The sequence below is a fragment of the Paenibacillus sp. FSL H3-0302 genome (assembly GCF_037982245.1).
Taxonomy (GTDB): Bacteria; Bacillota; Bacilli; order Paenibacillales; family Paenibacillaceae; genus Paenibacillus_AQ; species Paenibacillus_AQ odorifer.
In genome coordinates, this window is record NZ_CP150284.1 from 4,231,053 (window position 1) to 4,254,708 (window position 23,656).

At 43.6% G+C, this 23,656-nt stretch carries 27 protein-coding genes; all 27 read right to left on the reverse strand.

The window, feature by feature from the left end; genetic code table 11:
- Positions 1-13: 13 nt before the first annotated feature.
- Entirely contained in the window at positions 14-1,108 is a 1,095-nt protein-coding gene (gene flhB, locus MHH50_RS18675; protein ID WP_340033267.1) for a flagellar biosynthesis protein FlhB, read from the reverse strand.
- Positions 1,109-1,130: 22 nt separating this feature from the next.
- Complete coding sequence (gene fliR / locus MHH50_RS18680) at positions 1,131-1,916, reverse strand: flagellar biosynthetic protein FliR (RefSeq protein WP_076220245.1); 786 nt, start codon at positions 1,914-1,916, stop codon at positions 1,131-1,133.
- 9 nt (positions 1,917-1,925) lie between these two features.
- The gene (fliQ, locus tag MHH50_RS18685; RefSeq protein WP_076220246.1) at positions 1,926-2,195 is read right to left on the reverse strand and encodes a flagellar biosynthesis protein FliQ; all 270 of its coding nucleotides are present in this window, start codon (positions 2,193-2,195) and stop codon (positions 1,926-1,928) included.
- A 21-nt stretch (positions 2,196-2,216) separates the two neighbouring features.
- Complete coding sequence (fliP, locus tag MHH50_RS18690) at positions 2,217-2,978, reverse strand: flagellar type III secretion system pore protein FliP (RefSeq protein WP_076220247.1); 762 nt, start codon at positions 2,976-2,978, stop codon at positions 2,217-2,219.
- Complete coding sequence (locus MHH50_RS18695) at positions 2,975-3,499, reverse strand: flagellar biosynthetic protein FliO (RefSeq protein ID WP_036688521.1); 525 nt, start codon at positions 3,497-3,499, stop codon at positions 2,975-2,977. The genes fliP and MHH50_RS18695 overlap by 4 nt, the downstream gene beginning before the upstream one ends.
- A gap of 9 nt (positions 3,500-3,508) precedes the next feature.
- Positions 3,509-3,874 (reverse strand): response regulator, encoded by a 366-nt coding sequence (locus MHH50_RS18700; RefSeq protein ID WP_076127811.1) that lies wholly within the window; start codon positions 3,872-3,874, stop codon positions 3,509-3,511.
- Between the two features lie 26 nt (positions 3,875-3,900).
- Positions 3,901-5,205 (reverse strand): flagellar motor switch phosphatase FliY, encoded by a 1,305-nt coding sequence (fliY, locus tag MHH50_RS18705; RefSeq protein WP_076281606.1) that lies wholly within the window; start codon positions 5,203-5,205, stop codon positions 3,901-3,903.
- The gene (fliM, locus tag MHH50_RS18710; RefSeq protein ID WP_036688529.1) at positions 5,195-6,193 is read right to left on the reverse strand and encodes a flagellar motor switch protein FliM; all 999 of its coding nucleotides are present in this window, start codon (positions 6,191-6,193) and stop codon (positions 5,195-5,197) included. Before fliM ends, fliY begins: the two co-directional genes overlap by 11 nt.
- Positions 6,194-6,232: 39 nt before the next feature.
- Positions 6,233-6,700, reverse strand: a complete 468-nt coding sequence (locus MHH50_RS18715) for a flagellar basal body-associated FliL family protein (protein ID WP_076100380.1) — start codon at positions 6,698-6,700, stop codon at positions 6,233-6,235.
- Positions 6,697-6,921 carry a flagellar FlbD family protein gene (locus MHH50_RS18720; RefSeq protein WP_036688535.1) on the reverse strand — a complete coding sequence of 75 codons (225 nt, stop codon included), beginning with the start codon at positions 6,919-6,921 and terminating at the stop codon, positions 6,697-6,699. The genes MHH50_RS18715 and MHH50_RS18720 overlap by 4 nt, the downstream gene beginning before the upstream one ends.
- Positions 6,922-7,010: 89 nt before the next feature.
- Positions 7,011-7,829 (reverse strand): flagellar basal body rod protein FlgG, encoded by an 819-nt coding sequence (gene flgG, locus MHH50_RS18725; protein ID WP_036688538.1) that lies wholly within the window; start codon positions 7,827-7,829, stop codon positions 7,011-7,013.
- Between the two features lie 104 nt (positions 7,830-7,933).
- The gene (locus tag MHH50_RS18730) at positions 7,934-8,317 is read right to left on the reverse strand and encodes a TIGR02530 family flagellar biosynthesis protein (protein WP_036688541.1); all 384 of its coding nucleotides are present in this window, start codon (positions 8,315-8,317) and stop codon (positions 7,934-7,936) included.
- Positions 8,314-8,811: a flagellar hook capping FlgD N-terminal domain-containing protein gene (locus tag MHH50_RS18735; protein WP_036688543.1), complete on the reverse strand. Its 498-nt coding sequence runs from the start codon at positions 8,809-8,811 to the stop codon at positions 8,314-8,316. The genes MHH50_RS18730 and MHH50_RS18735 overlap by 4 nt, the downstream gene beginning before the upstream one ends.
- A 33-nt stretch (positions 8,812-8,844) precedes the next feature.
- The gene (locus MHH50_RS18740) at positions 8,845-10,326 is read right to left on the reverse strand and encodes a flagellar hook-length control protein FliK (protein WP_340033268.1); all 1,482 of its coding nucleotides are present in this window, start codon (positions 10,324-10,326) and stop codon (positions 8,845-8,847) included.
- A 24-nt stretch (positions 10,327-10,350) separates the two neighbouring features.
- Positions 10,351-11,268 carry a kinesin gene (locus tag MHH50_RS18745; protein WP_076127908.1) on the reverse strand — a complete coding sequence of 306 codons (918 nt, stop codon included), beginning with the start codon at positions 11,266-11,268 and terminating at the stop codon, positions 10,351-10,353.
- 39 nt (positions 11,269-11,307) lie between these two features.
- Positions 11,308-11,751 carry a flagellar export protein FliJ gene (gene fliJ, locus MHH50_RS18750; protein WP_036688544.1) on the reverse strand — a complete coding sequence of 148 codons (444 nt, stop codon included), beginning with the start codon at positions 11,749-11,751 and terminating at the stop codon, positions 11,308-11,310.
- Positions 11,752-11,760: 9 nt separating this feature from the next.
- Positions 11,761-13,074 carry a flagellar protein export ATPase FliI gene (fliI, locus tag MHH50_RS18755; RefSeq protein WP_036688546.1) on the reverse strand — a complete coding sequence of 438 codons (1,314 nt, stop codon included), beginning with the start codon at positions 13,072-13,074 and terminating at the stop codon, positions 11,761-11,763.
- The gene (locus MHH50_RS18760; RefSeq protein ID WP_036688548.1) at positions 13,067-13,915 is read right to left on the reverse strand and encodes a FliH/SctL family protein; all 849 of its coding nucleotides are present in this window, start codon (positions 13,913-13,915) and stop codon (positions 13,067-13,069) included. The genes fliI and MHH50_RS18760 overlap by 8 nt, the downstream gene beginning before the upstream one ends.
- Positions 13,908-14,924, reverse strand: a complete 1,017-nt coding sequence (fliG, locus tag MHH50_RS18765; protein ID WP_036688550.1) for a flagellar motor switch protein FliG — start codon at positions 14,922-14,924, stop codon at positions 13,908-13,910. Before fliG ends, MHH50_RS18760 begins: the two co-directional genes overlap by 8 nt.
- A gap of 4 nt (positions 14,925-14,928) precedes the next feature.
- Complete coding sequence (fliF, locus tag MHH50_RS18770; protein WP_076127802.1) at positions 14,929-16,515, reverse strand: flagellar basal-body MS-ring/collar protein FliF; 1,587 nt, start codon at positions 16,513-16,515, stop codon at positions 14,929-14,931.
- Between the two features lie 34 nt (positions 16,516-16,549).
- A complete protein-coding gene (gene fliE / locus MHH50_RS18775; protein ID WP_036688553.1) occupies positions 16,550-16,861 on the reverse strand; it encodes a flagellar hook-basal body complex protein FliE in 312 nt (103 codons plus the stop codon).
- A gap of 33 nt (positions 16,862-16,894) precedes the next feature.
- Complete coding sequence (gene flgC, locus MHH50_RS18780) at positions 16,895-17,341, reverse strand: flagellar basal body rod protein FlgC (RefSeq protein ID WP_036688555.1); 447 nt, start codon at positions 17,339-17,341, stop codon at positions 16,895-16,897.
- 6 nt (positions 17,342-17,347) lie between these two features.
- Positions 17,348-17,755: a flagellar basal body rod protein FlgB gene (flgB, locus tag MHH50_RS18785; RefSeq protein WP_036688558.1), complete on the reverse strand. Its 408-nt coding sequence runs from the start codon at positions 17,753-17,755 to the stop codon at positions 17,348-17,350.
- A 388-nt stretch (positions 17,756-18,143) separates the two neighbouring features.
- On the reverse strand, positions 18,144-19,544 hold the full coding sequence (hslU, locus tag MHH50_RS18790; protein WP_036688559.1) for an ATP-dependent protease ATPase subunit HslU: 1,401 nt from the start codon (positions 19,542-19,544) through the stop codon (positions 18,144-18,146).
- Positions 19,545-19,577: 33 nt separating this feature from the next.
- On the reverse strand, positions 19,578-20,120 hold the full coding sequence (hslV, locus tag MHH50_RS18795; protein ID WP_036688562.1) for an ATP-dependent protease subunit HslV: 543 nt from the start codon (positions 20,118-20,120) through the stop codon (positions 19,578-19,580).
- Positions 20,121-20,137: 17 nt separating this feature from the next.
- Positions 20,138-21,520, reverse strand: a complete 1,383-nt coding sequence (gene trmFO, locus MHH50_RS18800; RefSeq protein WP_076100371.1) for an FADH(2)-oxidizing methylenetetrahydrofolate--tRNA-(uracil(54)-C(5))-methyltransferase TrmFO — start codon at positions 21,518-21,520, stop codon at positions 20,138-20,140.
- 8 nt (positions 21,521-21,528) lie between these two features.
- Complete coding sequence (topA, locus tag MHH50_RS18805; RefSeq protein WP_036688567.1) at positions 21,529-23,628, reverse strand: type I DNA topoisomerase; 2,100 nt, start codon at positions 23,626-23,628, stop codon at positions 21,529-21,531.
- Positions 23,629-23,656: the final 28 nt, after the last annotated feature.

A 23,656-nucleotide genomic window follows, 5' to 3' on the forward strand; every position in this document is an offset into this window, starting at 1 on the left:
TAACCCCCCCGCCTTATCTCCTCTTACCTTTAAGCTTATATACATATGCCAGCACTTCAGCCACAGCCTGGAACAGATCATTTGGAACGACATCTCCAATCTCTGCCCTTTGGAATAATGCCCGTGCCAGCGGTTTGTTTTCCATAGTCACGACGCCGTGCTCTTTAGCCAGCTCCCGGATGCGAAGTGCTACATAATCCTGCCCTTTTGCTATAATCTGCGGCGCTTCCATCTTGGTACCGTCATATTTAAGCGCAACAGCAAAGTGCGTAGGATTCGTAATGATTACATCCGCATTTGGAACTTCCTGCATCATACGCTGCATGGCCATTCTACGTTGGCGTTCCCTGATCTTACCTTTGATTAGAGGGTCACCCTCCATTTTTTTGTATTCATCCTTGATATCCTGCTTGGACATTTTCAGGCTTTTTTCATGCTCGTACTTCTGATACATGTAGTCCAGAAAAGCCATAGCCAATAGGGCAGCCCCGATTTTCAAACCAAGACTCATCGTCAGCTTGGCCGCAAATTTAAAAATCCCCTCCGCACTGATATGCGACAGGGATGCAAAGTTCTTCTTTTCTCCCCATAAAGTGCTATATACCAGATAAGCGATAATTAGAAGCTTAAATATGGATTTCAGGAACTCGACAAACGAACGCATGGAGAAAATATTTTTGAACCCTTTTATCGGATTAATCTTGCTGAATTTAGGGGTGATCCCCTCTCCTGTGGTCATAAATCCCACCTGCGCCAAATTGCTTACCAGCGCCATAACAAAAACTATTCCAAGTAATGGAGCTAGCAAAATCAGTATTTGTAGTCCATATTGATTAAATAGCAGCGTTATATTCTCAGGAGTAACCTCCAGTGTCATTTGATTCTGAAATACATCCATATATAGCTTCATGAAGCGCTCTTTCATAAAACCACCAAACATCATCAAGCTAACTACTGCTGATAACAATACAACTGCACCGGATAGCTCAGCACTTTTGGCTACTTGACCCTTTTTACGAGCATCTTGCCGTTTCTTCGGGGTTGCTTTTTCCGTCTTTTCACCGGCGAATTGTTGAAGATCCAGTCTATACCGCTTCGTCTTAGGCATAATACGCTCCCCTTACGGTCACCTACGGACTCTTCCCCATGAGACTCAATAAATTCTCCATGGATTCGAACATGATATCGAAGAGATTCTGAAACAGCACAGCCAGACCAGGCATGAGCACTAAAAGCAGTGCAAGACCTATAATGATTTTGAGCGGAACCCCAATAACAAATACATTATATTGCGGAGCCGTTCTCGCCAAGAAAGCAAGGCCAACATCAGTCAGAAACAGCGCAGTTACTAAAGGAGCCGACATTTGAAAAGCGAGTACAAAGGACTGCACAAATGTTCGAACCAGAAACTCTGATAAACTACCGTCAATCATGCCTAGAAATAAATCATTATTCATAGGAACCCATTTATAACTGTACACAATAGCATCTAGCAGATGGTGATGACCATTCATGCTCAGAAACATTAGCAGGGCAATCATATATTTGAAATTACCGATAACAGGTGCAGATGTTCCAGTCATAGGATCAATGACATTAGCAATACCGAAGCCAATCTGAATATCTATAAACGAACCTGCTGTCTGAATCGCCATAAACATCAAATATCCAATGAAACCTAGCAATAAACCTATTAATACCTCTCTGGCAATCAGCAAAATATAACTGAAATCCTGCGGGATTGTAAGTCCTGTTCCGTTAGCACTAAAGACAACCAATGCTACAAAAAAAGAAATGCCAATCTTAAAGGTTGTCGGGACCCCTTGTGAAGAAAATACAGGAACGACAACAAAAAAAGCGGTTATTCGACAAAAAATAAGCAAAAAGACGGGTAAACTTTGCAGTATGGTCTCCATGTTCATTGTTTAACCAATATACATGTAGAGATTACCTAAAATTTGGCTTGTAAAGTCAATCAGCTTCGTGACGATCCACGGACCAAATAGCAATAAAGCCAGTAGCACTGCGACGATTTTGGGAACAAACGCTAGCGTCTGTTCCTGAATCTGTGTCGTAGCCTGAAAAATACTGATTATTAGCCCTACCACCAGACCAAGAATCAGCATGGGTGCGCTGACTTCCAGCACTAAATATACGGCTTGGCTTGCTAGCCCGATTATAAACTCCGTACTCATCCCTCATGCCTCCTCTTTAGGTCAGGTGTTAAAACTAAGAAGTAGTGATTTAATGACTAAGTACCAGCCGTCTACCAGTACAAAGAGCATTATTTTAAAAGGTAATGAAATCATAACCGGGGGAAGCATCATCATCCCCATGGCCATCAGTGTGCTCGCCACAACAATATCAATAATCAGGAATGGTATGAAAATTAAGAAGCCCATTGTAAAAGCTTTTTTCAATTCACCAATTGCGAAAGCTGGCACCATCACCGTCAGTGGAATATCACTGTATGTAGCCGGCTTAGTAGATCCGGTATAACCGGTGTATTTCATAAATAACAGAAGATCTTTGGTGTTCGTCTGTTTAAACATAAATTCTTTCATCGGATCAGCAGCTTTATCGAAAGCCTCGGTCTGGGTAATTGTCCCCTTCATATACGGCTGCAACGCGTTTTCATTCACTGTGGCCAGCGTTGGTGACATAATGAACAGGGTCAGAAACAGAGCAAGTCCTACCAGCACCTGGTTCGGAGGCATATTCTGAGTACCCAGCGAGGTTCTCACAAAACCTAATACGATTACAATTCTAGTAAAGCTAGTCATAAGAACCAGAAACGCCGGAGCAATACTCAGAACCGTAACAAGAAGAAGAATTGATATGGAACTGGTACCACTGCTTGAACCTTCATTACCGACCTGAATATTAACATTAGGTATAGGATCAGCATGTATCGGCGTCATCATAACCACACTGATAATACCGAACAGCAGAATAGCAAGAATTAGCTTCTTTTTCATATATTCCTCGACTCATCCTTAGTAACATCATCCCGAAGCAGCTCTTCCATTTTCTCTTTACGCTCTGGTGCAGAACGAAGCTTGGATTGCAGAGTCTCGTAAAAAGATGATGTTTCACTAAGTTCAATTTCCTGAGATGGAACCTCCCCACGCAGCTTTACCTTAACCTTGGCAATAAGCGGTGCGAGGAAATTATTCTGGTTAGAGGACTGATCCTCAAATGCCGCAATGATCAATGCTACCTCATCCGGATCGGTGACTTTATCCAAAATGGATATATTCTCACCAATCCCGATTAAGTAAAGACTGCTTCCCAGTTCGATAACCTGCATCGACTTATTAGGTCCAAGCCCAATTGCACCAAGCGTTCTTATGGAACGGTTGCTCATAAAGGTCTGATTACGTCGTCCAAGAAAACGAATTAGTACCACTATAAGTACAATGATTATCGCCAGGACAATAATAACTTTAAACAAATTCAGCAGGGTGTTACTGCTTCCGAGCGTTTCGGAATATAACATGACTTTATCCTACGCGCCCAACGTTTTGTTAATAGCTTCGATAACCCGGTCAGCTTGGAAAGGCTTCACGATAAAGTCTTTAGCTCCTGCTTGGATTGCATCGATAACCATAGCCTGCTGGCCCATGGCTGAACACATAATAACCTTTGCAGCCGGATCTACTTTTTTGATTTCTTTCAGGGCGGCGATTCCGTCCATCTCAGGCATAGTAATATCCATCGTGATGAGGTCCGGACGCAGTTCCTTGAATTTTTCTATCGCTTGAGAACCGTCCTGAGCTTCGCCCACTACTTCAAATCCGTTTTTCGACAAAATGTCACGGATCATCATTCTCATAAATGCTGCATCGTCCACGATTAGAATTCGGTTAGCCATTTTTACAAAATCCTCCCTAAGTATGCTTATTGTAATTTCTGAATTCGGTCCCACTGGCTGACGATATCCGTAACGCGTACGCCAAAGTTTTCGTCGATAACAACGACTTCACCTTTGGCAATAAGCTTGTTGTTAACCAAAATATCTACAGGCTCACCTGCGAGCTTGTCCAGCTCAATAATTGAGCCTTGTGACATTTCTAAAATATCTTTGATCTGCTTCTGGGTCCTTCCTAATTCTACGGTTACTCTAAGCGGTATGTCCATCAATAAATTTAAATTATTTTCATCAATATGACCAAAGGCCCCACCATTCAGATTTGCAAATTGCACAGGCTGTACATTTACATTGCGATTTGCCTCAGAATTAAGCGGTGGTGTCTGTCCATATGGCATCCCTTGCGGTGGCATACCGTATGGTGGCATCCCAGGCATTCCGTATGCTGGCATACCCGCTGGAGGATAATAATACCCGCCTTCTGGCATCCCTGGATACGGTGGCATACCCTGCGGTGGATATGGTGGTTGCGTTCCTCCTGCGGGCTGTGAGGGCGCCTGTTGCACCGGAGGTGCTGGAGGTGGTGTCTCAGCAGAATTCGTTATGGCAGGTGTTTCAGCCATTGTGACCGCTGCCTCCTCCTCTGCAGGACTAACATCACCAAGAAGCATGGACACCATATCTTTTGCGAACTGAACAGGCAAGAGCTGCATAATAGTAGAATCTATCAAATCACCAATTTTAAGCCGGAACGAAATACGAATTAGGGTCTCATCGTCTGGCAGACTGCCTACTCCTTCTCCGCTGGACATATTCAAAATGTCGATACCCGGAGGCGAGATATTAACAAAACGATTAAAAATCGTAGACATCGATGTAGCAGAAGAACCCATCATTTGATTCATAGCTTCTTGCACAGCGCTAATATGAATTTCATTCAACTCTTCATCCTTAGGTTCGCCAGCACCGCCAAGCATCAGATCGGCAATAACCTGCGCATCCCTAATCTTAATAACAAGTGAGTTAATCCCTTGAAACCCATCCACATATTGAACGTGAACAGCTACATGCGGTTTAGGAAAAGCAATTTCAAACTCCCCGCGTGTAATGATCGAAACTTGAGGGGTTGTAATATCTACTTTTTTCCCTAGTAAAGTGGAAAGTGCTGTTGCTGCACTGCCAAACGTTATATTACCAATTTCGCCCAAAGCATCCTGTTCAAACGGTGTTAGATAGTCATCTACCGTTTTCTCCGTAGGAGCTAATGAGCCCTCCGCAGATTGTCTCAGAAGGGCGTCGATTTCTTCTTGGGATAAATAATCTTTACTCGTCAAATTCTTCAACTCCTTCATTGACAATTTCGTCTATTTGCACGGCTACCCGATCTTTAACCATTCCGGGACTTCCGATGAACTTAAGCTTCTCCCCTACCTTAATCGACAGTCCAGAATCTACGTTTCTGTTGAGAGAAATCACGTCACCGACACTAAGCCCTAAGAATTCAGATATGGATAAGCTCGATTCTCCAAGTTCAGCAACAATCGGCAGCTTCGCTTTATGAACTCTAGCTCTAATGGCCAGAAGCTCATCTTCATCCCGCGTCTTCTTCTCTGTCACAAACCATTGGTGAACAGAAAGTCTGGACATGATAGGCTCTAGAACGACATGCGGTATACAAAGATTGATCATGCCTGTTGTGTCTCCAATTTTGGTACTTAGAGAGATTAATGCAATGGTCTCATTGGGCGATACAATCTGCATGAACTGCGGATTCGTCTCAAGAGCTTCCATCCGCGGATGAATATCCAGCACCGTTTTCCAAGCCTCCTGCAGACTCTCAAAACATCTACTAAAGATGCGCTCCATAATTGTTGTTTCGATCTCAGTAAGAGCATTAATCTTAGAAGGTGCAGTTCCAAAGCCTCCAAGCAACCTGTCCAGCATAGCAAAAGCAATGTTAGGATGAACTTCCATTACCATGCGGCCCTCTAAAGGTTCTGCTTCAAAAATGTTCAATATCGTCATTTTCGGTATGGAGCGAATAAATTCATCATAAGGGAGCTGCTCTACTTGAACGACATTAATCTGAACGAAGGTGCGCAATTGGGCTGAAAAATACGTTGTAAGATAACGGGCGAAATTGTCATGTATCCGTGTAAGACTGCGGATATGATCTTTGGAAAAGCGGACAGCCCGTTTAAAGTCATAAGAGCGGATTTTCTTCTGAGTTTCTTCCTTTTTAAGTTCATCGGCGTCCATCTCACCTGAAGAAAGTGCAGCAAGTAGAGCATCAATTTCGTTTTGTGATAGTACATCAACCAATTCAATCACCCCCCCATCAAAGAATTATCAGGAATAAAGCTACACAGAAGCCAAAAGGAATTTGGTGATTTCGATCTGAGTAATTTGGCCCTCAGTCAATGTCTTATTGATCAGATTAATAAGCTTACTGCTAAGCTGATCTTTTCCATTCGCTCCATTAAGGTCCTCAGGTTTGGTATCTGCAAGCGTCTTGATAATTATTGGTTTGATTTTGATCTCTTTTATTTTTTCGAATTCTTCCTTTGATTTCGCAGAACTCAGTTGGAAGGCGAAATCTACTTGAAGGATAAAATCGGGATCAGCAAGATTTGTTTTGATATCAATGATCTCTGCCGTCAATTCGACGATTTCATCTGCAGTTAAATGTTTTGTTTCCACATTTTGAACAGCAGCACTTACCTCGTTCGTATCTTTCGGAAAGATCCTGTCCATTAGTAAAAATGCGGCGACCACGATCAGAGTAATCGCTAGTAATATCGTGATGAGCCACGGCATCATCTTTTTCATGTTAGCTCCTCCATTGACTGGATTTTAATGGTGGCAGCATATGTGCCTATGTCCCTGTTATAATCCCGGATCTTCGTAATAACCTCATCGGCTTTTTCGAGAACGATCAGTCTTTTTCCGGTTACGAGCGTAATATATGTATCCGGGCTTTCTTCTACCATTTCGACCAGTAGGGCATTGATCCACATCGGTGTTCCATTTAATCTTGTTACCGATATCATAACAGGCCTCCTAACAAAATAGGGGGAGGAGTAACTCCCCCACGACTCCGCATGAACCATTTAAGAAAATATAGAATTTATTGATTAAATTAACGCTTCAGGTTTACTACTTCCTGCAGCACTTCATCAGAAGTTGTGATGATACGGGAATTCGCCTGGAATCCACGCTGTGATACGATCATTTCTGTAAATTCATTGGTAAGATCCACATTGGACATTTCCAGCTGTCCAGAGATGATTGCCCCGGTGCCATCTTCTGTATTGTTCGCTGTAGTCGGAACTAGTTCGCCTTCTGCATTCGCATTAAGTGTCATACGATACAGATTGCCTCCGATTTTCTCCAGACCAGATGGGTTAGTAACCTTGGCTACACCAATCTTCACCCCAGCTCCAGTCGTTCCATCTTCCATGGTCTGAACAATTGTTCCATCATTAGAGATAGAAAACGCCGTTACATCGTCACCTAATTGAATGATCCCACCGTCGGAATCTAAAACATGAAGTCCGTCAGCGGTAACCAGATTACGCGCAGCGTCAATGTGGAAATCTCCGGCGCGGGTCAAAAATGCAGTATCTTGATCCTCAGTAAGCTTAACCAGGAAAAAACCATCTCCATCGATACGTAAATCTGTTGGGTTGTTGGTGGTTTGAGCACTGCCAGCCAAATGTAGGGTATCTATAGAAGCAATACTAACACCTAGTCCAACTTGTTTCGCATTTACCCCACCTTGACCATCCTCACCCGGTGCAGTAACACCAGAAACGGTTTGGCTCATAATATCCTTGAACATAACACGTCCGGATTTAAACCCGATAGTGTTTACGTTAGCAATATTATTACCGATTACATCAAGCTTAGTTTGAAAGCCTCTCATTCCTGAAACCCCTGAATACATTGATCTTAACATGTTTAATGTCCTCCCAGATTATAGAGTCCTAATAACTTTCCAAGTGAATTGGGACCGCGTCAGTCGGTCAGCGGCCGCCTCGGCTTTCCGTTAGGACCAGCCTATTATGAAATCACTATTGCACTATCGATTTGTGTAAATACATTATCTTTGATCGAGTTACCATCCATAGCAGTAACTACTGTGCGATTAGGAACGCTAACGATAAACGCCAAATCCTTCATTAATATCAAGGATTCTTTACTTCCCTTAGCAGCAGCTTTGTCCACAGCAGATGAAATTTGATCCAACTGACCGCTTCCAAGCTCTATCCCTCTTTGTTCTAGGCGCTTAGCAGCATGATTGCTGAATTTTAATAGTTTCTGTTGCAGTAAACTCTCAAAAGAAGCTTCCCCCGCCACAGACTGCTTAGGCAGCGAAGATCGTTGTAACGTTGTAGAATGCAGGGACGCAGGATACAGTTGGCCTATAGTTAGCCTGTCACTCATATGCTCGCCCCGCTTCCTCCGCTATTCTCCGGAGTATTACTATCTGTACCAGAACCGCTTTCTGGTGTTGCTGCGGCATTCTGAATTTGTGTAATATCGGTTAAAGCAATTCTGTCTTTTCCCACAACCGCATATTGAATACCATTGCTAACAACGATAGATTCAACATTACCTGTCTTAGGCAGCTTTGTGGCGGTGTCTGTCCAAGTAATATCTTTACCAATCAACCCGGATACAGATCCAAGGGACTGATTCATAGCATTAAGCTGAGTAGAGATATTCATCAATTGCTCCACGGATGTAAACTGGGCCATTTGCGCAATAAATTCTTTATCTTCCATCGGTTGCATCGGATCTTGATTTTGCAGCTGAGTAATCAAAATCTTCAAAAACTGATCCTTACCTAAAGTAGAATTACCCGTTGTCCGTGCACTAGAGTCGGGAGTTGTATAATTCCACTGATCTTTAGTAGAGACCGGAACTGTTGTCGCCATAACCACTCACCTCTCTTTCCTTTGTTATTAAAGTTAAGCCTTAGCAGAAAAAGATCCACCTTGGGACTGATCTTCTTGTCCCGCATTTGAAACCCAGTCCTTCCATTCACCATTCAGCTCTGCGGCTAGAACAGCATCACTGGCTTCCTCTCTGCTTTCTTTGGAACGTCTACCCTGCTGTCCACTTCCGGAATTAGGTTGGCGTCCTTCCTGCCCCCATTGCGAATTGAGTGGGGTATTATTTTGCGTAACTTCCAGCTTCTCCACTTGAAGACCTTGAGATTGCAATGCAGCGCGAAGCTGGTTCATTTGTTGTTCCAGCATATCTTTAGCGCCGGTATGTTCAGTCATGAACTGGGCAACTAAATGACCATTTTGCATGGTGATCTTAACATCAACTTGTCCGAGATTTTCTGGAAAAAGGGATATAGTCGCTTCAGCGATCCCACCTTTTTGCACAATCTCTAATTTGCCTGTAATGAAACCTGTCATTTCTTGAGCAAATTGCTGAACCGGAACAGGTGCTGCTGGCACTTCAGCCTTCAGCGGTGCTGTAATTCCTCCGCGCAGAGATAACTGCCCCGCAGTAACAACCTCATGATCCCCTTCGTTAGCTGTAATTCCTAGCGGGGAATCTTGAGCAGATTCTGTTGTCTTCGTTTCCCCGGTTACGCCTGTCTTGATTAACGGTGTGTTCGCAGTCTCTGCTTCAGCTTCTTGCACAGTTCCTGATGTCACAGGCGAGCTTACAACCGTATCATTTTTCACTACAACAGCTTCTCCGGAACGACTGCTCACATTCTGAATTGTTTTATCCGTTGGGTTATTTTTGCTTTCAGTAATAACGGGCTGTTGTAAGGAAGAATCAGAATTAATACTCACATTGCTGGTCTTTCCCTTCCCCTTATTAGTGTTAGAGGAGGACTCTTCTAAAAGCGCTGTGAAATTATTCAATAAACTGATTCCCTTAGTTGCAACTTCCTCATTGCCACTTACTGCAGCTTCTTGAATCATAGAAACTAAACTTTGCAAGTCATCTTGAACTGCAAATCTTAATGTATCAGCATTCTGTGCCAATGGTGACAAGCTTCCAGCCACTTCTGCTTCCGTTGTAGTAGTAACATTCTCTGGAGCATGGCTTCCAGATAGAAGTGCAGATACCTGAAGAATCCAAGCTTGCAAGGCTACCAACAGAGCTGGATCACTACTGATACTTTCATCCAGCTTCTCAACATCAGCAGCAAGTTTTTCAAGGAGCTCACCCTTCTGAGTGTCTTGCCCTGCTTGCTCTTCTCCAGTCGGCTGCACTTCCTTTAACAGGCCTTGCAGCAAAGAAGCTAGATTTCCCAATAGGGGTTCAGCTGGAGTCGACGAGGTGTTGGTATTGCCTCCCATGGTTTGTACCAGGGTTTGAGCAAATGGTGCAGCCGTCGTTGTTGTGCCAGTTGTAGTCGATGAACTCCCGTTTACTGCAGTTGTGTTTGCACTGACAAGCGATTGAACGACTAAACTCATTTATTTTTCACCTCCTTTCCCTATCTATTTAGCACCCATCAGACGATTAACAATTTTCGCAGTTTGCGCGCTATCATTTTTAGTCATTTCTCCCAAAATAGATGAACGAACACTATCACTAACGGTATTCATAATCGTCACGACCTTATCAGGGCTAATCTTGTACATTTCTCCTAGTAACGATGCCGCATTAGCAGGAGTCATTGAGCTGAAGGTCTGATTCAACTTTTCCTTATCCAAATTTTTACTGGTTGTTGCTGTTGCTGTTGTGCCGGCATCTTTCTTCAATCTAGATTGAAGGGCTGCGATCGCCATGTCACTCGAAGATGTGGTTTCTTTTAACTTAATCGTTACATCTGCAGCCTTTTGCGGATCCATTTTTTCCAAAATTGCAGTTTTACTCGCTTTATTCATGACACTGAAGATCTGTACCATTTCTTCTGTAGTTAAATTCTCCATGATCGGTGCAGCCTTCGAAGCTTTCATGCCCGCATACAGCTTAGCCAAATCAGAAACCTGTTTCTGATAAGGATCTTCAGTTTCTTCTGTGCTTGCCTCTGCGGTTTCAGCTTCCTTCTTCATACCTTCAATCTGTGACTCTAGCGCCTGAACCTTGGTATCCTGGGCTGTTTTTTCATCTGTAACCTTCTTCAGGTTTTCTTCCTGCTGGGCGAGCTGAGCTTTAAGCTCCTTAATCGTTGTCGCTGAGCTCACTTCCTGCTTTTTGCTTTCTTCCTTCGGTTTAGAAGGATCTGCAGGCGGATCAGGAACCCATTTTTCCAGGATAGGAATTTTATTCGCAACTTCAAGCACATTATTACGAATGTCCATATTAAAAAGCGTCAACAGTACTCCAAGCAGTACTAGCGTGAAGATAATCGGTATCATTAAGAATAAGAACCGCTCAAATTTCCCCGCTGACCCTTCATTTTCAAGTTCCATATCATTATCAATATTAGCCACTAGCGGAAACCTCCCGGGTTAGAGGGATTTCATCGCGAAGCGGACGGTTGCCATCTCATCCAGTTCGTTTTGTTCCCGTAAAATCATACTTTGCTGAAACAGTGTCTCAGCCTTGTCTTTTGCCTTCAACCATACTTTTTCATCTAAAACCTTAGTGCTTAACTGATCTTGTTTCTTCTGGACTTCTTGATGCGCACGGCTAATGTCCGTATGCTTACGGGCAATGCATTTATCCAGATATTCCACATACTCCTGCATTTCACGAATCTTAATCATAGGTGTCTTTTGCTCTGCGGCATTTTGTAAGGATAGCATGATAGCACTCCGCTGAAAGATGAGTTCATCCAGGCTTCTTTCCTGTGCCTGCAATTCTCCAAGCGCGCTTGAGAGCATCCATTCTGCCTGTGTCTTCTCATTGCCCTTCAAGTCAACGACTTTTTGAAAAGTATAATGAAACCTCATAATACCGAATCAACTCCTTGAGAACTGTGAAATTAAAGACTGTTGAACTTCAGCCAGCGTAACTTTTTCATTCACCTTTTGTTTGGTGAAATCCCATATACTGTCGATAAATTCCATCGACTCGTCGATTTGAGCATTAGAGCCTCTCTGATAAGCTCCAATATTAATCAAATCCTCTGAATCCTTGTAAACGGCCATAAGGCGCTTCACATTCTCCGCTGCTGCAATCTGTTCTTCTGGAGCAATATCCTTCATTACTCGACTTATGCTGGAAAGAACATCTATTGCTGGAAAATGTCCTTTGTTAGCAATATTTCGATTGAGTACGATATGTCCGTCAAGTATCCCTCGGACTGCATCTGCGATTGGCTCGTTCATGTCATCACCATCAACCAGTACCGTGTAAAAGGCTGTTATAGAGCCTGTAGGACCTGTACCGGCACGTTCCAGCAGTTTGGGTAAGCTGGCAAACACCGAAGGTGTATATCCCCGCATGGCTGGCGGCTCTCCAACTGCAAGTCCAACTTCACGTTGGGCCATGGCATAACGGGTGACCGAATCCATCATCAGCATTACATTAAGGCCACGATCGCGGAAATACTCGGCAATCGTTGTAGCGATAAGCGCACCTTTTATGCGAATCAATGCAGGTTGGTCTGAGGTAGCAACAATTACTACGGATCGCTGCAAGCCCTCTGGTCCCAAATCCCGTTCAATGAAATCCAATACTTCTCTGCCACGCTCACCAATCAGAGCAATAACATTTACGTCAGCCGATGTATTCCGGGCAATCATCCCCATCAAAGTACTCTTGCCGACCCCCGAGCCAGCAAAAATACCGACCCGCTGTCCCTTGCCAATCGTTAGCAAACCGTCAATCGCTCTCACACCAATACTGATGGGTTCCTGCACCCGCGGTCTATTAAGTGGATTGGAAGGAATATTAAAGGTAGAGCTATGTGGCATTCGTGCTGGAATGAGAGAGCCATCAAGCGGCTGCCCCAGACCATCCAGTACTTTTCCTAACAATTCAGAACCTACTTGCACGCTAAGCGGCTTACCAGTGCCCACTACATCACAACCAGGTCCAATCGCCTGCAGTTCACCAAGTGGCATCAATAGTACCTTGTTATCACGGAAACCAACGACCTCAGCTTGCAGCGGTTTGTTTCCTTTAGAAGGGTAGATGTAGCATACATCACCTATACTTGCGTCAGGACCTTCCGATTCAACCATTAGACCGATTACCTGCGTCACTTTCCCATTGATCCTCACCGGATCGAGATTACGAAGTTGCTCCTTATAACGGTTGCTATTAAGCATCGTCTTCCCCATTTCTCTGCTCATCGGTGTCCAGCGCAATTCTTACCAGCTCTTTCTTGATCTCTGCGAGCTGAGTGTCGATTCGAGCATCAATGCTGCCAAAGGAAGAGCGGATAACACATCCTTGGTCTTTTACCGTTGAGTCGGGCAAGATTTGCAGTTCAGCCTGTGAATCAACAGCTAGTGATAATTCTTCCCGAGCAGCATTCACAAAAGCGAACTGCGCTGGGGATACACAAAGTGAGATCAAACCTTGTTCTCGCTTACGAGCCAGATTTTTGCGAATTAAGTCCATTGCGAATTGTGGTTCTACCGTTAACTGCTTGTCCACAATTTTCTCTGCAATATCACAGCTTAACTCTACTAAAAAAGGCTCCGCTTCCTGAATAATCACTTCTCTTGCTTTATACGCCTCAGTCAAAACAGCACGCGCTTCTTCCATCATCTCTGCGATCTTATGCTTCATCTCTTCCTCAGCCTGAGAAACACCTTCCTCATAACCTTGCTGATGAGCTTCAGCTTTGATAGCTTCGATCAGATGTTCATCCTGCTCACGCCGTTGTTTCCACCACTCTTCAGCCTCCGCTTTCGAGGACTCTACAATCTGTTCCGCTTCAAGAGATGCATTCCGAACCTGCTCTTCAGCAAAATCCTGAGCGTCCTTAAGCATTTGCTTACGCGTCTCTTCTGCCTCTTCACGTGCGGGATCATGATAGTCAGTCTCGCTTAAAGTCTCCTCGGGAACGGGCTCCTCAGTTAGGCCCGCATATTGCCGGGCCTGTTCCAGTCTCTTAAAGACATCAACCGGAACATACTGGGAGTGTTTGATCAGCTTAGACAATGATGTCATCTCCTCCGCCACGAGCGATGATAATTTCACCAGACTCTTCGAGTCTGCGGATCGTGCCTACAATACGAGTCTGTGCTTCTTCAACATCACGCAGCCGCACAGGACCCATGTATTCCATTTCTTCTCGGAACGTTTCTGCCATACGCTTGGACATATTTCTGAAAATAACATCCCGTACTTCTTCGCTGGCAACCTTGAGTGCAAGCTGTAAATCCGCATTATCGATATCACGAACAATGCGCTGTATTGAACGATTGTCCACATTAACAATATCTTCGAATACGAACATCCGTTTTTTGATCTCTTCGGCAAGCTCTGGATCTTGAATTTCGAGAGAATCCAGAATCGTACGTTCTGTCCCCCGGTCAACCCCATTCAAGATTTGTACAATTGATTCGATACCACCAGCATTTGTATAATCCTGGGTTACTGTAGCGGAAAGCTTCTGCTCCAGCACACGTTCAATTTGCGTAATTACTTCTGGAGAGGTACTGTCCATCACAGCAATTCTTCTCGCCACCTCTGCCTGCTTCTCTTGAGGAAGTGAGGAAAGGATTGCAGCAGCTTGTTCAAATTGCAGATAAGACAATACAAGTGCAATAGTCTGTACATTTTCATTCTGGATAAAGTTGAGAATCTGATTAGGATCCGCTTTTCGTGCAAAATCGAAAGGTCTTACTTGCAATGTTGCAGTCAGACGATTAATGACCTCCATTGCTTTTGTTGACCCAAGCGCTTTCTCCAGAATTTCTTTAGCGTAGTTAATACCGCCTTGTGATATATATTCCTGGGCGAGGCATATCTGATGGAATTCAGACATGATCGACTCTTTTTCACCGCTGTCCACTTTGCGAACATTAGCAATTTCAAGAGTCAGCTGTTCAATCTCCTCGTCTCTTAAATGTTTGAAAATTTGCGCCGATACCTCGGGCCCTAGTGTGATAAGCAGGATCGCAGCTTTTTGACGGCCACTAAGTCCCTGCTGGCTAGCCTTTGCCATTAGTTCACCTCTGTTCGTCTGCAAGCCATGTACGCAGCAGATTTACGAATTCGTCTGGCTTCTTCTTGGCCAAACTTTCCAATTGCTTACGAACTTGACTTTCATTCGTCACGCTCTCCAAGTTAATAGAAGGAAATTCAGTAGGAACCTGCAATGGAATGTCTTCATCTTCCTCTTCCACAGTCTGTTTACGACTCCGGTAGATTAGATATCCTCCACCTGCTCCAACCAGCAATGCTGCTGCTCCGATAGCCCATATCATCCAAGAAGCGAGACCACCTTTAACGGTATTGGCATCGGTGCCACCAAATTGTTGCGAGTAGACCGAAACCTTTTTGGTCAAATCAGCGTCTGTATATGTAGTACCTGAATCTGCAAGAGAAGCGCGAACAATATTCACCAAAATATTTTGAATTGCAGCTGATGTTGCATCATCTAAACTTTTTTCTCCTGAAGGTGGTTCAACTGCAACATTTATGGTTAAGTCTTTAACAGTATACGGACTAGCAATAACATCTTTAGTAATTCGGTTAACTTCGAAGTTCCTCGTTTCCGAAGATTCCTCCGAGGTAGAAGTATCCGCACCCGCATTAGAAGGATAGCCCGTAACATCTTGAGAACCAGTGCCAGCCACTCCGCCAGTCGTGTTACCTTGACCCGAATACGAATTACTAATTATTTGTGAACTGATCTCAATCCCCTTCATGTTCTCTGTATCCACAGGGGTAACAAGATCTTCCTTCCGGTTTTCCTTGTCAAAGTTCAACTTTGAGAACACAAGAACATCCACTTTATCAGGACCGGTAAGAGTGCTAAGGAATTGTTTCACATTTTTCTTTACTTCTTCTTCGAATTTCTTCTGAAGAGCGAAGTTTTCTTCAACTTGGTTTGTGACACCAGCCTGTCCACCTTTAGCTGTTGGCATTAATTCAATTTCATTATTTGCAATAGTAATGTTGTCAATTGGTAAATTAGGCACAGCAGTTTTCACAAGATTGAAATACCCGTCAATATTGTCTTGGGTAGGTCTAAATCCTGGATCAAATGAAAGCACAACGGATGCAGACGCCTGCTCCTGATCAGCCTGTGAGGCAAAAACTGTCTCTTTAGGCAAATTAATCAGCACTTTTGCATCTTTAATCCCTTGCATACGTCTCATTAACTGTTCAACTTCACCGTTTAATGCATTATTGTACTTCACGTTAAACTCGCTATCTGTTGTACCTATCATTGACGAATTTTCGTCAAAGACTTTATATCCGATAGAGCCACCTTGAACAATCCCCTGAGAACCGATATCCACCTTGACCCGAGCTGCTTCTGTACTTGGTACAGAAATACTCTTTCCATCTTGACTTAATCGGTATGAAACACCTGCTGAATCTAAGGCTTTCATTACTCCAGCCGAATCCGTACTGTCCAAATCTTGAAATGCTACTTCATATTCTGTTTTTGAAAGCTGCATGGTCATAACTACGATTATTATTAGAATGATAAACAATGTTGAAAAGAATAAAATCTTCTGTTTACCACTAAATCTGTTCCAATACAAGAGAACCTTCTCCCGATATTGGGCAAATCTTTCATTCACAGTGTCACCCCATCCGAAACTAAGCTAGGATTTATTATATTTGAGTTCTCATAATTTCTTGATAGGCTTCAATCACTTTGTTCCGGACTTGTGTAGTCAACTGTAAACTCAGTAGAGCCTGTTGGGAAGAAATCATCACTTCGTCAATGTTCACTTCTCCCAATACAAATTTATTACTCATATCCTTAGCTTGTTGTTCCTGATCAGCCACTTTATTGAGCGCATCCTCAAGATAAGAGCCAAAGCTCTCCATCGAATTAGCAGGAGTGGATGAAACTTCGGAAGATGTCGGTTTCATTGCAAGCTGCTGTACAGCCTGAACCCCATTAGATATATTCTGTATCAACTGTTTCCCCCCCTTAAGTTAATTAACATTCATTTATCTACCAATTTCGAGTGCCTTGCTTACCATAGCTTTGGATGCATTAAGCATCGTAACATTGGCATCATAAGAGCGAGATGCAGATAACATATCAACCATTTCTTTGGTAATGTCTACGTTTGGCATATAGACATATCCTTCAGCATCCGCATCGGGATGGCTCGGATTGTATACCGGCTTCAATGGTGAAGTGTCTTCTATGATCGACTGCACCTTAACCCCTTCATTGCTATTATTCATTTTCGAATTTAGTATATTCGAGAATTTATTACTTTCGTTCGTTTCCAAAACAACCAACTTACGTCGGTAAGGAACAGCCTTGCCATCCACCACGGATGCTCTTGTAGTTTCAGCATTGGCTACGTTGGAAGAAATTACATCCATCCGCAACCGTTGAGCCGTTAATGCAGATGCGCTGATCCCAAAACTACTTCCAAAGTTCATACTCTCTTATCCTCCTTGAATTACGGCTCGCATCATCGAAATCTGACTGTTAATCTGTTCAACATAAGAACTATACCTAAGCTGATTCTCTGCGCTTAACGCCATTTCGCGATCTACATCCACATTGTTGTCGTTATTGTTCATAGAGGTAGTTTCATCAGTATTTTCAACAGCAGCGGGAACAATTGTGTTGCTGCCAAATTGATAATGCCGGGTATCCGAAACTTTCGCTCTAAGTGTAGATTGGATTCCACTTTCCTGTTGTTGCAGGATACTTTCGAATGAAACATCAGAACGTTTGAAATTGGGCGTATCTTGATTAGCCACATTATTTGCTAGAGCATTTTGTCGTTTATAGGCAGCATCAATGCCTCCCTGCAATCGTTGAAAACTGACACTATTCAGCAATCCCAAGACAATTCCTCCTTTCAAAGCTATCATAATGAAAAGAATTCCACAACTTCCATCAAAAAACCTGCTTGCTTTCGACAAATAAAGAAAAAAATACTCTAAATTTACGGTATTCCGTCGAACGCTGTCGCAATGAATAACACTTAGCATTTTCACATACATTGATTTTCATTTAATTTGTATATTATTACAATAAGAAATAAGCCCTATCTTTTTAGAAAAGACAGGGCTTTTAGCACTTTATTACTATTTATTTACATTTTCAACTCATTTTTTTCTTTTTAATTGCATGTTTTGACATAATTTTACGTTTTCACGACACCAATTTGTAATTTATCTAATCCGTTATGCCCAAATTCAAAATACATAGATTTTTTGTTTTTTTGTCGCTTTAAAGAATATACTGACTTAAATCACGATCCTGAGCTATACTTGCCAATTTCTCGCGCACATACTCCGGGGTAATAACCATTTTTTCTAAAGTCAGCTCAGGTGCTTCAAAAGAAAGATCCTCTAACAGCTTCTCCAAAATAGTATGAAGACGCCGTGCACCTATATTCTCCATATTTTGATTCACTGAAGCCGCTATTTTGGCGATCTCATGTATAGCATCCTTCTGGAATTCCACTTCTAAATTTTCTGTTTTAAGCAGATTCACATATTGTTTAGTTAAAGCATTCTCTGGTTCCGTCAAAATAGAAACGAAATCCTCTAACGTTAGACTACTCAGCTCTACGCGAATCGGAAAACGACCTTGAAGTTCTGGAATCAAATCTGAAGGCTTAGCAATATGGAAAGCTCCGGCAGCCATAAAGAGTACATAGTCAGTCTTCACAGGACCGTATTTCGTCATAATGGTCGAGCCCTCTACAATCGGCAAAATATCCCGTTGCACGCCTTCACGCGACACATCCGGTCCAGACCCTTTTCCCTGACTTGCTACTTTATCGATTTCATCAATAAAAATAATGCCTGATTGTTCAGCCCGAGTCACGGATTCCTGGATCACATCATCCATATCTATCAGCTTGGCCGCCTCATCCTGAATGAGTACCTTGCGCGCTTCGCGAATAGGAAGCTTACGTTTCTTCGTCCGCTTAGGCAGCAAACTGCCGAACATCTCTTGCATATTCATACCCATCTGGTCATTTCCTTGACCTGCAAACATATCCATCATAGTTGGAGCTGTATCCTCAACATCAATTTCAATGATGTCATCTTCCAGCTGACCAGCTAACAGCTTAAATCTAACCCCACGGCGGCGTTCACTTAGGCTTCCATCCTGCTCAGCGTCTTCTTTAGAGTCCTCTTGGGCAGAATTCCCTCCAAAAATCATCTCGAAAGGATTCTTTTGTGATTTATTTTTGGAAGAGGAAGGGACCAATATAGAAACAATCCGCTCATTAGCCAGTTCTTCCGCACGATCCTTAACCTTCTCCGTACGCTCAAGCTTCACCATACGAATAGAAGTCTCTACCAGATCACGAACCATAGATTCCACATCTCGACCTACATAACCGACTTCAGTAAATTTAGTGGCCTCCACTTTGATGAACGGTGCATTAACAAGCTTTGCTAGACGCCGGGCGATTTCTGTCTTTCCCACACCTGTAGGTCCGATCATCAAGATGTTCTTAGGAACGACTTCATCACGCAGTTCCTCTGCTAGCAGACTGCGCCGATACCGGTTACGAAGCGCAACGGCTACCGATTTCTTGGCTTGCTTCTGACCTACGATATATTTATCCAATTCGGCTACAATTTGACGGGGTGTAAGCGATTGATTCACCATCGTGAATTCCTCCTTGTCTCTATGGCACTGAGTCTATAATTGTTCAACAATAATGTTGGAATTAGTGTACACACAAATTTCAGATGCTACCTGAAGCGATTCTCTAGCAATATCCGCAGCGGAGAGATTGGGTGCATGACGTTTGAGTGCTCGACCTGAAGCCAGCGCAAAATTACCACCGGAACCAATCGCAAGAACGTCATCATCCGGTTCGATAATTTCACCATTTCCGGAGATCAGGAGCATTCCTTCCTTATCCATAACAATCATCAAAGCTTCAAGCTTCCGAAGAATACGATCTTGACGCCAGTCCTTCGCTAATTCAACTGCAGCCCGCTGCAGGTTCCCATGATGCTCCTCCAGCTTGCCCTCGAATTTTTCGAATAGGGTAATAGCATCCGCAACGGACCCCGCAAAGCCTGCTATTACTTGTCCTCTGTACAGGCGACGGACTTTTCTGGCCGTCGTCTTCATAATAACACTCTCTCCGAATGTAACCTGTCCATCACCTGCTATAGCTGCCTGTCCGTTATGTCTTACAGCACAAATTGTAGTCGCATGAAAGCTGGGTACCATGATTGTAAGTTACCTCCTTAAGATGGGCTTTGTTCGCTATCGACAACCTCCGGCTCCGAATAAGCGAGTCCTGTACGGTTGGCATACTCGGCAAGACTGTCCAGAGCGCGATGAGCTAACATTTCATTCTTTTCCTTCTTATTGCGGATCTTCTTCTCTACCTTCGGCAACAAACCGAAATTGGCATTCATAGGCTGAAAATGCTCTGGATCGGCAGAAGTAATATAAGCTGGCATGCTGCCTAGAACAGTATCCTGCGGGAAGATCAGTCCTTCCTGTCCGAGTGCTGCCCGTGCAGCATTAATGCCAGCAATGAGCCCGGAAGCAGCTGATTCCACATAACCTTCTACACCTGTCATCTGTCCAGCAAAAAAGAGTCTTTCCTTGCCTTTCATCTGATAGGTTGGGTGCAGAAGCTTAGGAGAATTAATAAATGTATTTCTGTGCATCACACCATAACGAACATATTCAGCATTCTCAAGACCAGGGATCAGCGAGAATACACGCTTCTGCTCGCCCCATTTCAAATGGGTCTGAAAACCAACAAGATTGTAAAGTGTGCCGGCAGCGTTATCCTGACGGAGTTGCACAACCGCGTAAGGAAGTTTACCTGTATGCGGATTGATAAGTCCTACTGGCTTCATTGGGCCAAATAACGCTGTTTGCTTGCCGCGTTTCATCATGATTTCAATAGGCATACAGCCCTCAAAGTATATCTCTTTCTCAAAATCCTTGAGTGCTGCTGTCTCAGCAGAAATCAACGCATCATAAAACACGTCGAACTCCTCTTCTGTCATCGGACAATTCAGATAAGCCGCTTCTCCCTTATCATAACGGGAAGCCAAATACACCTTGTTCATATCAATGGTGTCTTTCTCAACAATCGGTGCTGCTGCATCATAGAAGTAGAAATACTCTTCACCCAGCAGCCCTTTTATTTCAGCAGATAATGCCGGTGAAGTTAGTGGGCCCGTTGCAATAACAACAATCCCTTCCTCCGGTATATGCGTAAGTTCTTCATTTATGACTTCAACGAGCGGATGATTATGCAAAGTATGGGTGATCTCACCTGAGAATCCGTCACGATCTACGGCGAGTGCTCCTCCTGCGGGTACCGCGTGTCGGTCAGCAGCACCTAATACAAGAGAGTTCAAACGCCGCATTTCTTCCTTCAATACACCTACAGCATTTCCTAATCCATTCGCACGCAAGGAGTTGCTGCATACCAGTTCAGCAAATTGATTCGTGTGATGGGCTGGTGTCTTTACTACGGGTCTCATCTCATATAATCTTACCGGAACTCCTAGTGATGCTATTTGCCAAGCGGCTTCGCTTCCTGCGAGACCCGCTCCAATTACTGTTACTTTTGCTGTATCTGACACTGTCTTTTTTCCTCCCATAGAGACTATTAATCTGCTAATTCTTCTTCGTTGTCTAGAACCGCCTCTGTATGATCACAAGATGTACATTGTAGCTTGGTTCCTTGCTTATTACGTTTCTCAATCATCCAAGATCCACATGATGGACATGGTTTTATAGAAGGTCTATCCCATGAAACGAAATCACAACCAGGGTACTGGTCGCAGCCATAGAAAACTCGCCCTTTTTTGCTGCGTCGCTCCACAACCTTACCTTCATGACATTTAGGGCAAGTTACGCCAATATCCTTGATAATCGGTTTCGTGTTTCGGCAATCCGGAAAGCCAGAGCATGCTAGGAATTTCCCAAAGCGACCCAGCTTATACACAAGAGGTTTGCCGCATTTCTCACAGATCTCATCAGAGACTTCATCTTCAATCTCAATTTCTTTCATCTCTTCTTCCGCGAATACCAAACGCTTCTCAAACGATTCGTAAAACTCTGCAAGAACCTTTACCCAGTCTTCTGAGCCCTCTTCCACATGGTCAAGATCCCCTTCCATGTTCGCGGTGAATTCAACGTTTAGGATTTCCGGGAAAAATTGCTCCATCTGCTCTATAACAAGCTCGCCAAGTTCGGTTGGCATGAATTTTTTCTCTTCAATAGCCACATAACCACGCTTCTGGATGGTTTCCAGCGTTGGGGCATATGTACTTGGACGACCTATACCCAGCTCCTCAAGCGTCTTTACAAGTCTTGCTTCCGTATATCGTGGAGGCGGTTGTGTAAAGTGTTGCTTAGGCTCGATCTCCTGCTTATTTAAAGCATCTCCCGCTTGAAGCGGCGGCAAATACTTGTCTTCATCTGTAGTTCCGTCATCGTTGCCTTCTACGTAAACCTTCATGAACCCGGGGAATGAAACCTTCGAACCAACAGCTCTGAATGTAGCAGTACCTGCAGCAATATCGACCGAAAGCGTATCCAGCAGGGCAGAAGACATCTGACTTGATACGAACCGCTCCCACACTAGCTTGTAGAGACGGAATTGATCACGGCTCAAGAACTCTTTGACCATTTCAGGTTCGCGTAATGCCGAAGTAGGACGAATCGCTTCATGCGCTTCCTGTGCTCCAGCTGCCTTTTTAGAATACTGCCGTGGGGATTCTGGCAAGAACTTCTCACCATACTTAGCTGTTATAAGCTCTTTAGCTTCATCCTGAGCGGTGACAGAGAGACGCGTGGAGTCAGTACGCATATAAGTGATCAAACCTACGGTACCTTCTTTACCGAGTTCCACACCTTCGTATAGCTGCTGTGCAACAGACATTGTCTTAGCGGCACGGAATCCAAGCTTACGGGCTGCTTCCTGTTGTAGGGAGCTGGTGGTAAAAGGAGCCGAAGGATGACGTTGTCTTTCCTTCTCCTTCACATCACTCACCTTAAAAGATGCGTTCTTAATGGCTTCAAGAACTTCCTGAACATCACTTTCCTGGTTCAGTTCTTTTTTCACACCATTCAGCTTATGAAACTTAGCTTCAAAGACGGAATCCCGGATTCCAAGCTTCGCTGTTATGCTCCAATATTCGGTGGGTACAAAAGCGGAGATTTCATTCTCACGATCCATAATGATCTTCACGGCAACGGATTGTACACGTCCAGCAGATAAACCTTTTTTGACTTTCTTCCATAATAGAGGGCTAATCTTGTACCCTACCAGTCGATCCAGAATACGTCTAGCCTGCTGTGCATTCACGAGATCCATATTAATCTTACGCGGTGTCTTAAAAGCATCTTTTACCGCTTGTTTGGTGATCTCATTAAAAACAACTCTGCATTCTTGTGTATTATCTAAATCCAGCGCATGCGCCAAATGCCAAGCAATTGCTTCCCCTTCGCGGTCGGGGTCAGCTGCGAGATAAACTTTTTTAACTTTTTTACTAGCGTCTTTCAATTCCTTCAATATAGATCCCTTACCGCGGATAGTAATATATTTGGGACTGAAATCATTCTCCACCTCAACACCAATTTGACTCTTCGGTAGATCTCTAATATGTCCCATTGATGCCTTTACAATATATTTACTACCTAGATATTTGCCAATTGTCTTCGCTTTTGCAGGCGACTCGACAATAACTAATGCATCTGCCATAGACTCTTCCTCCTCGTTAACACTCGCA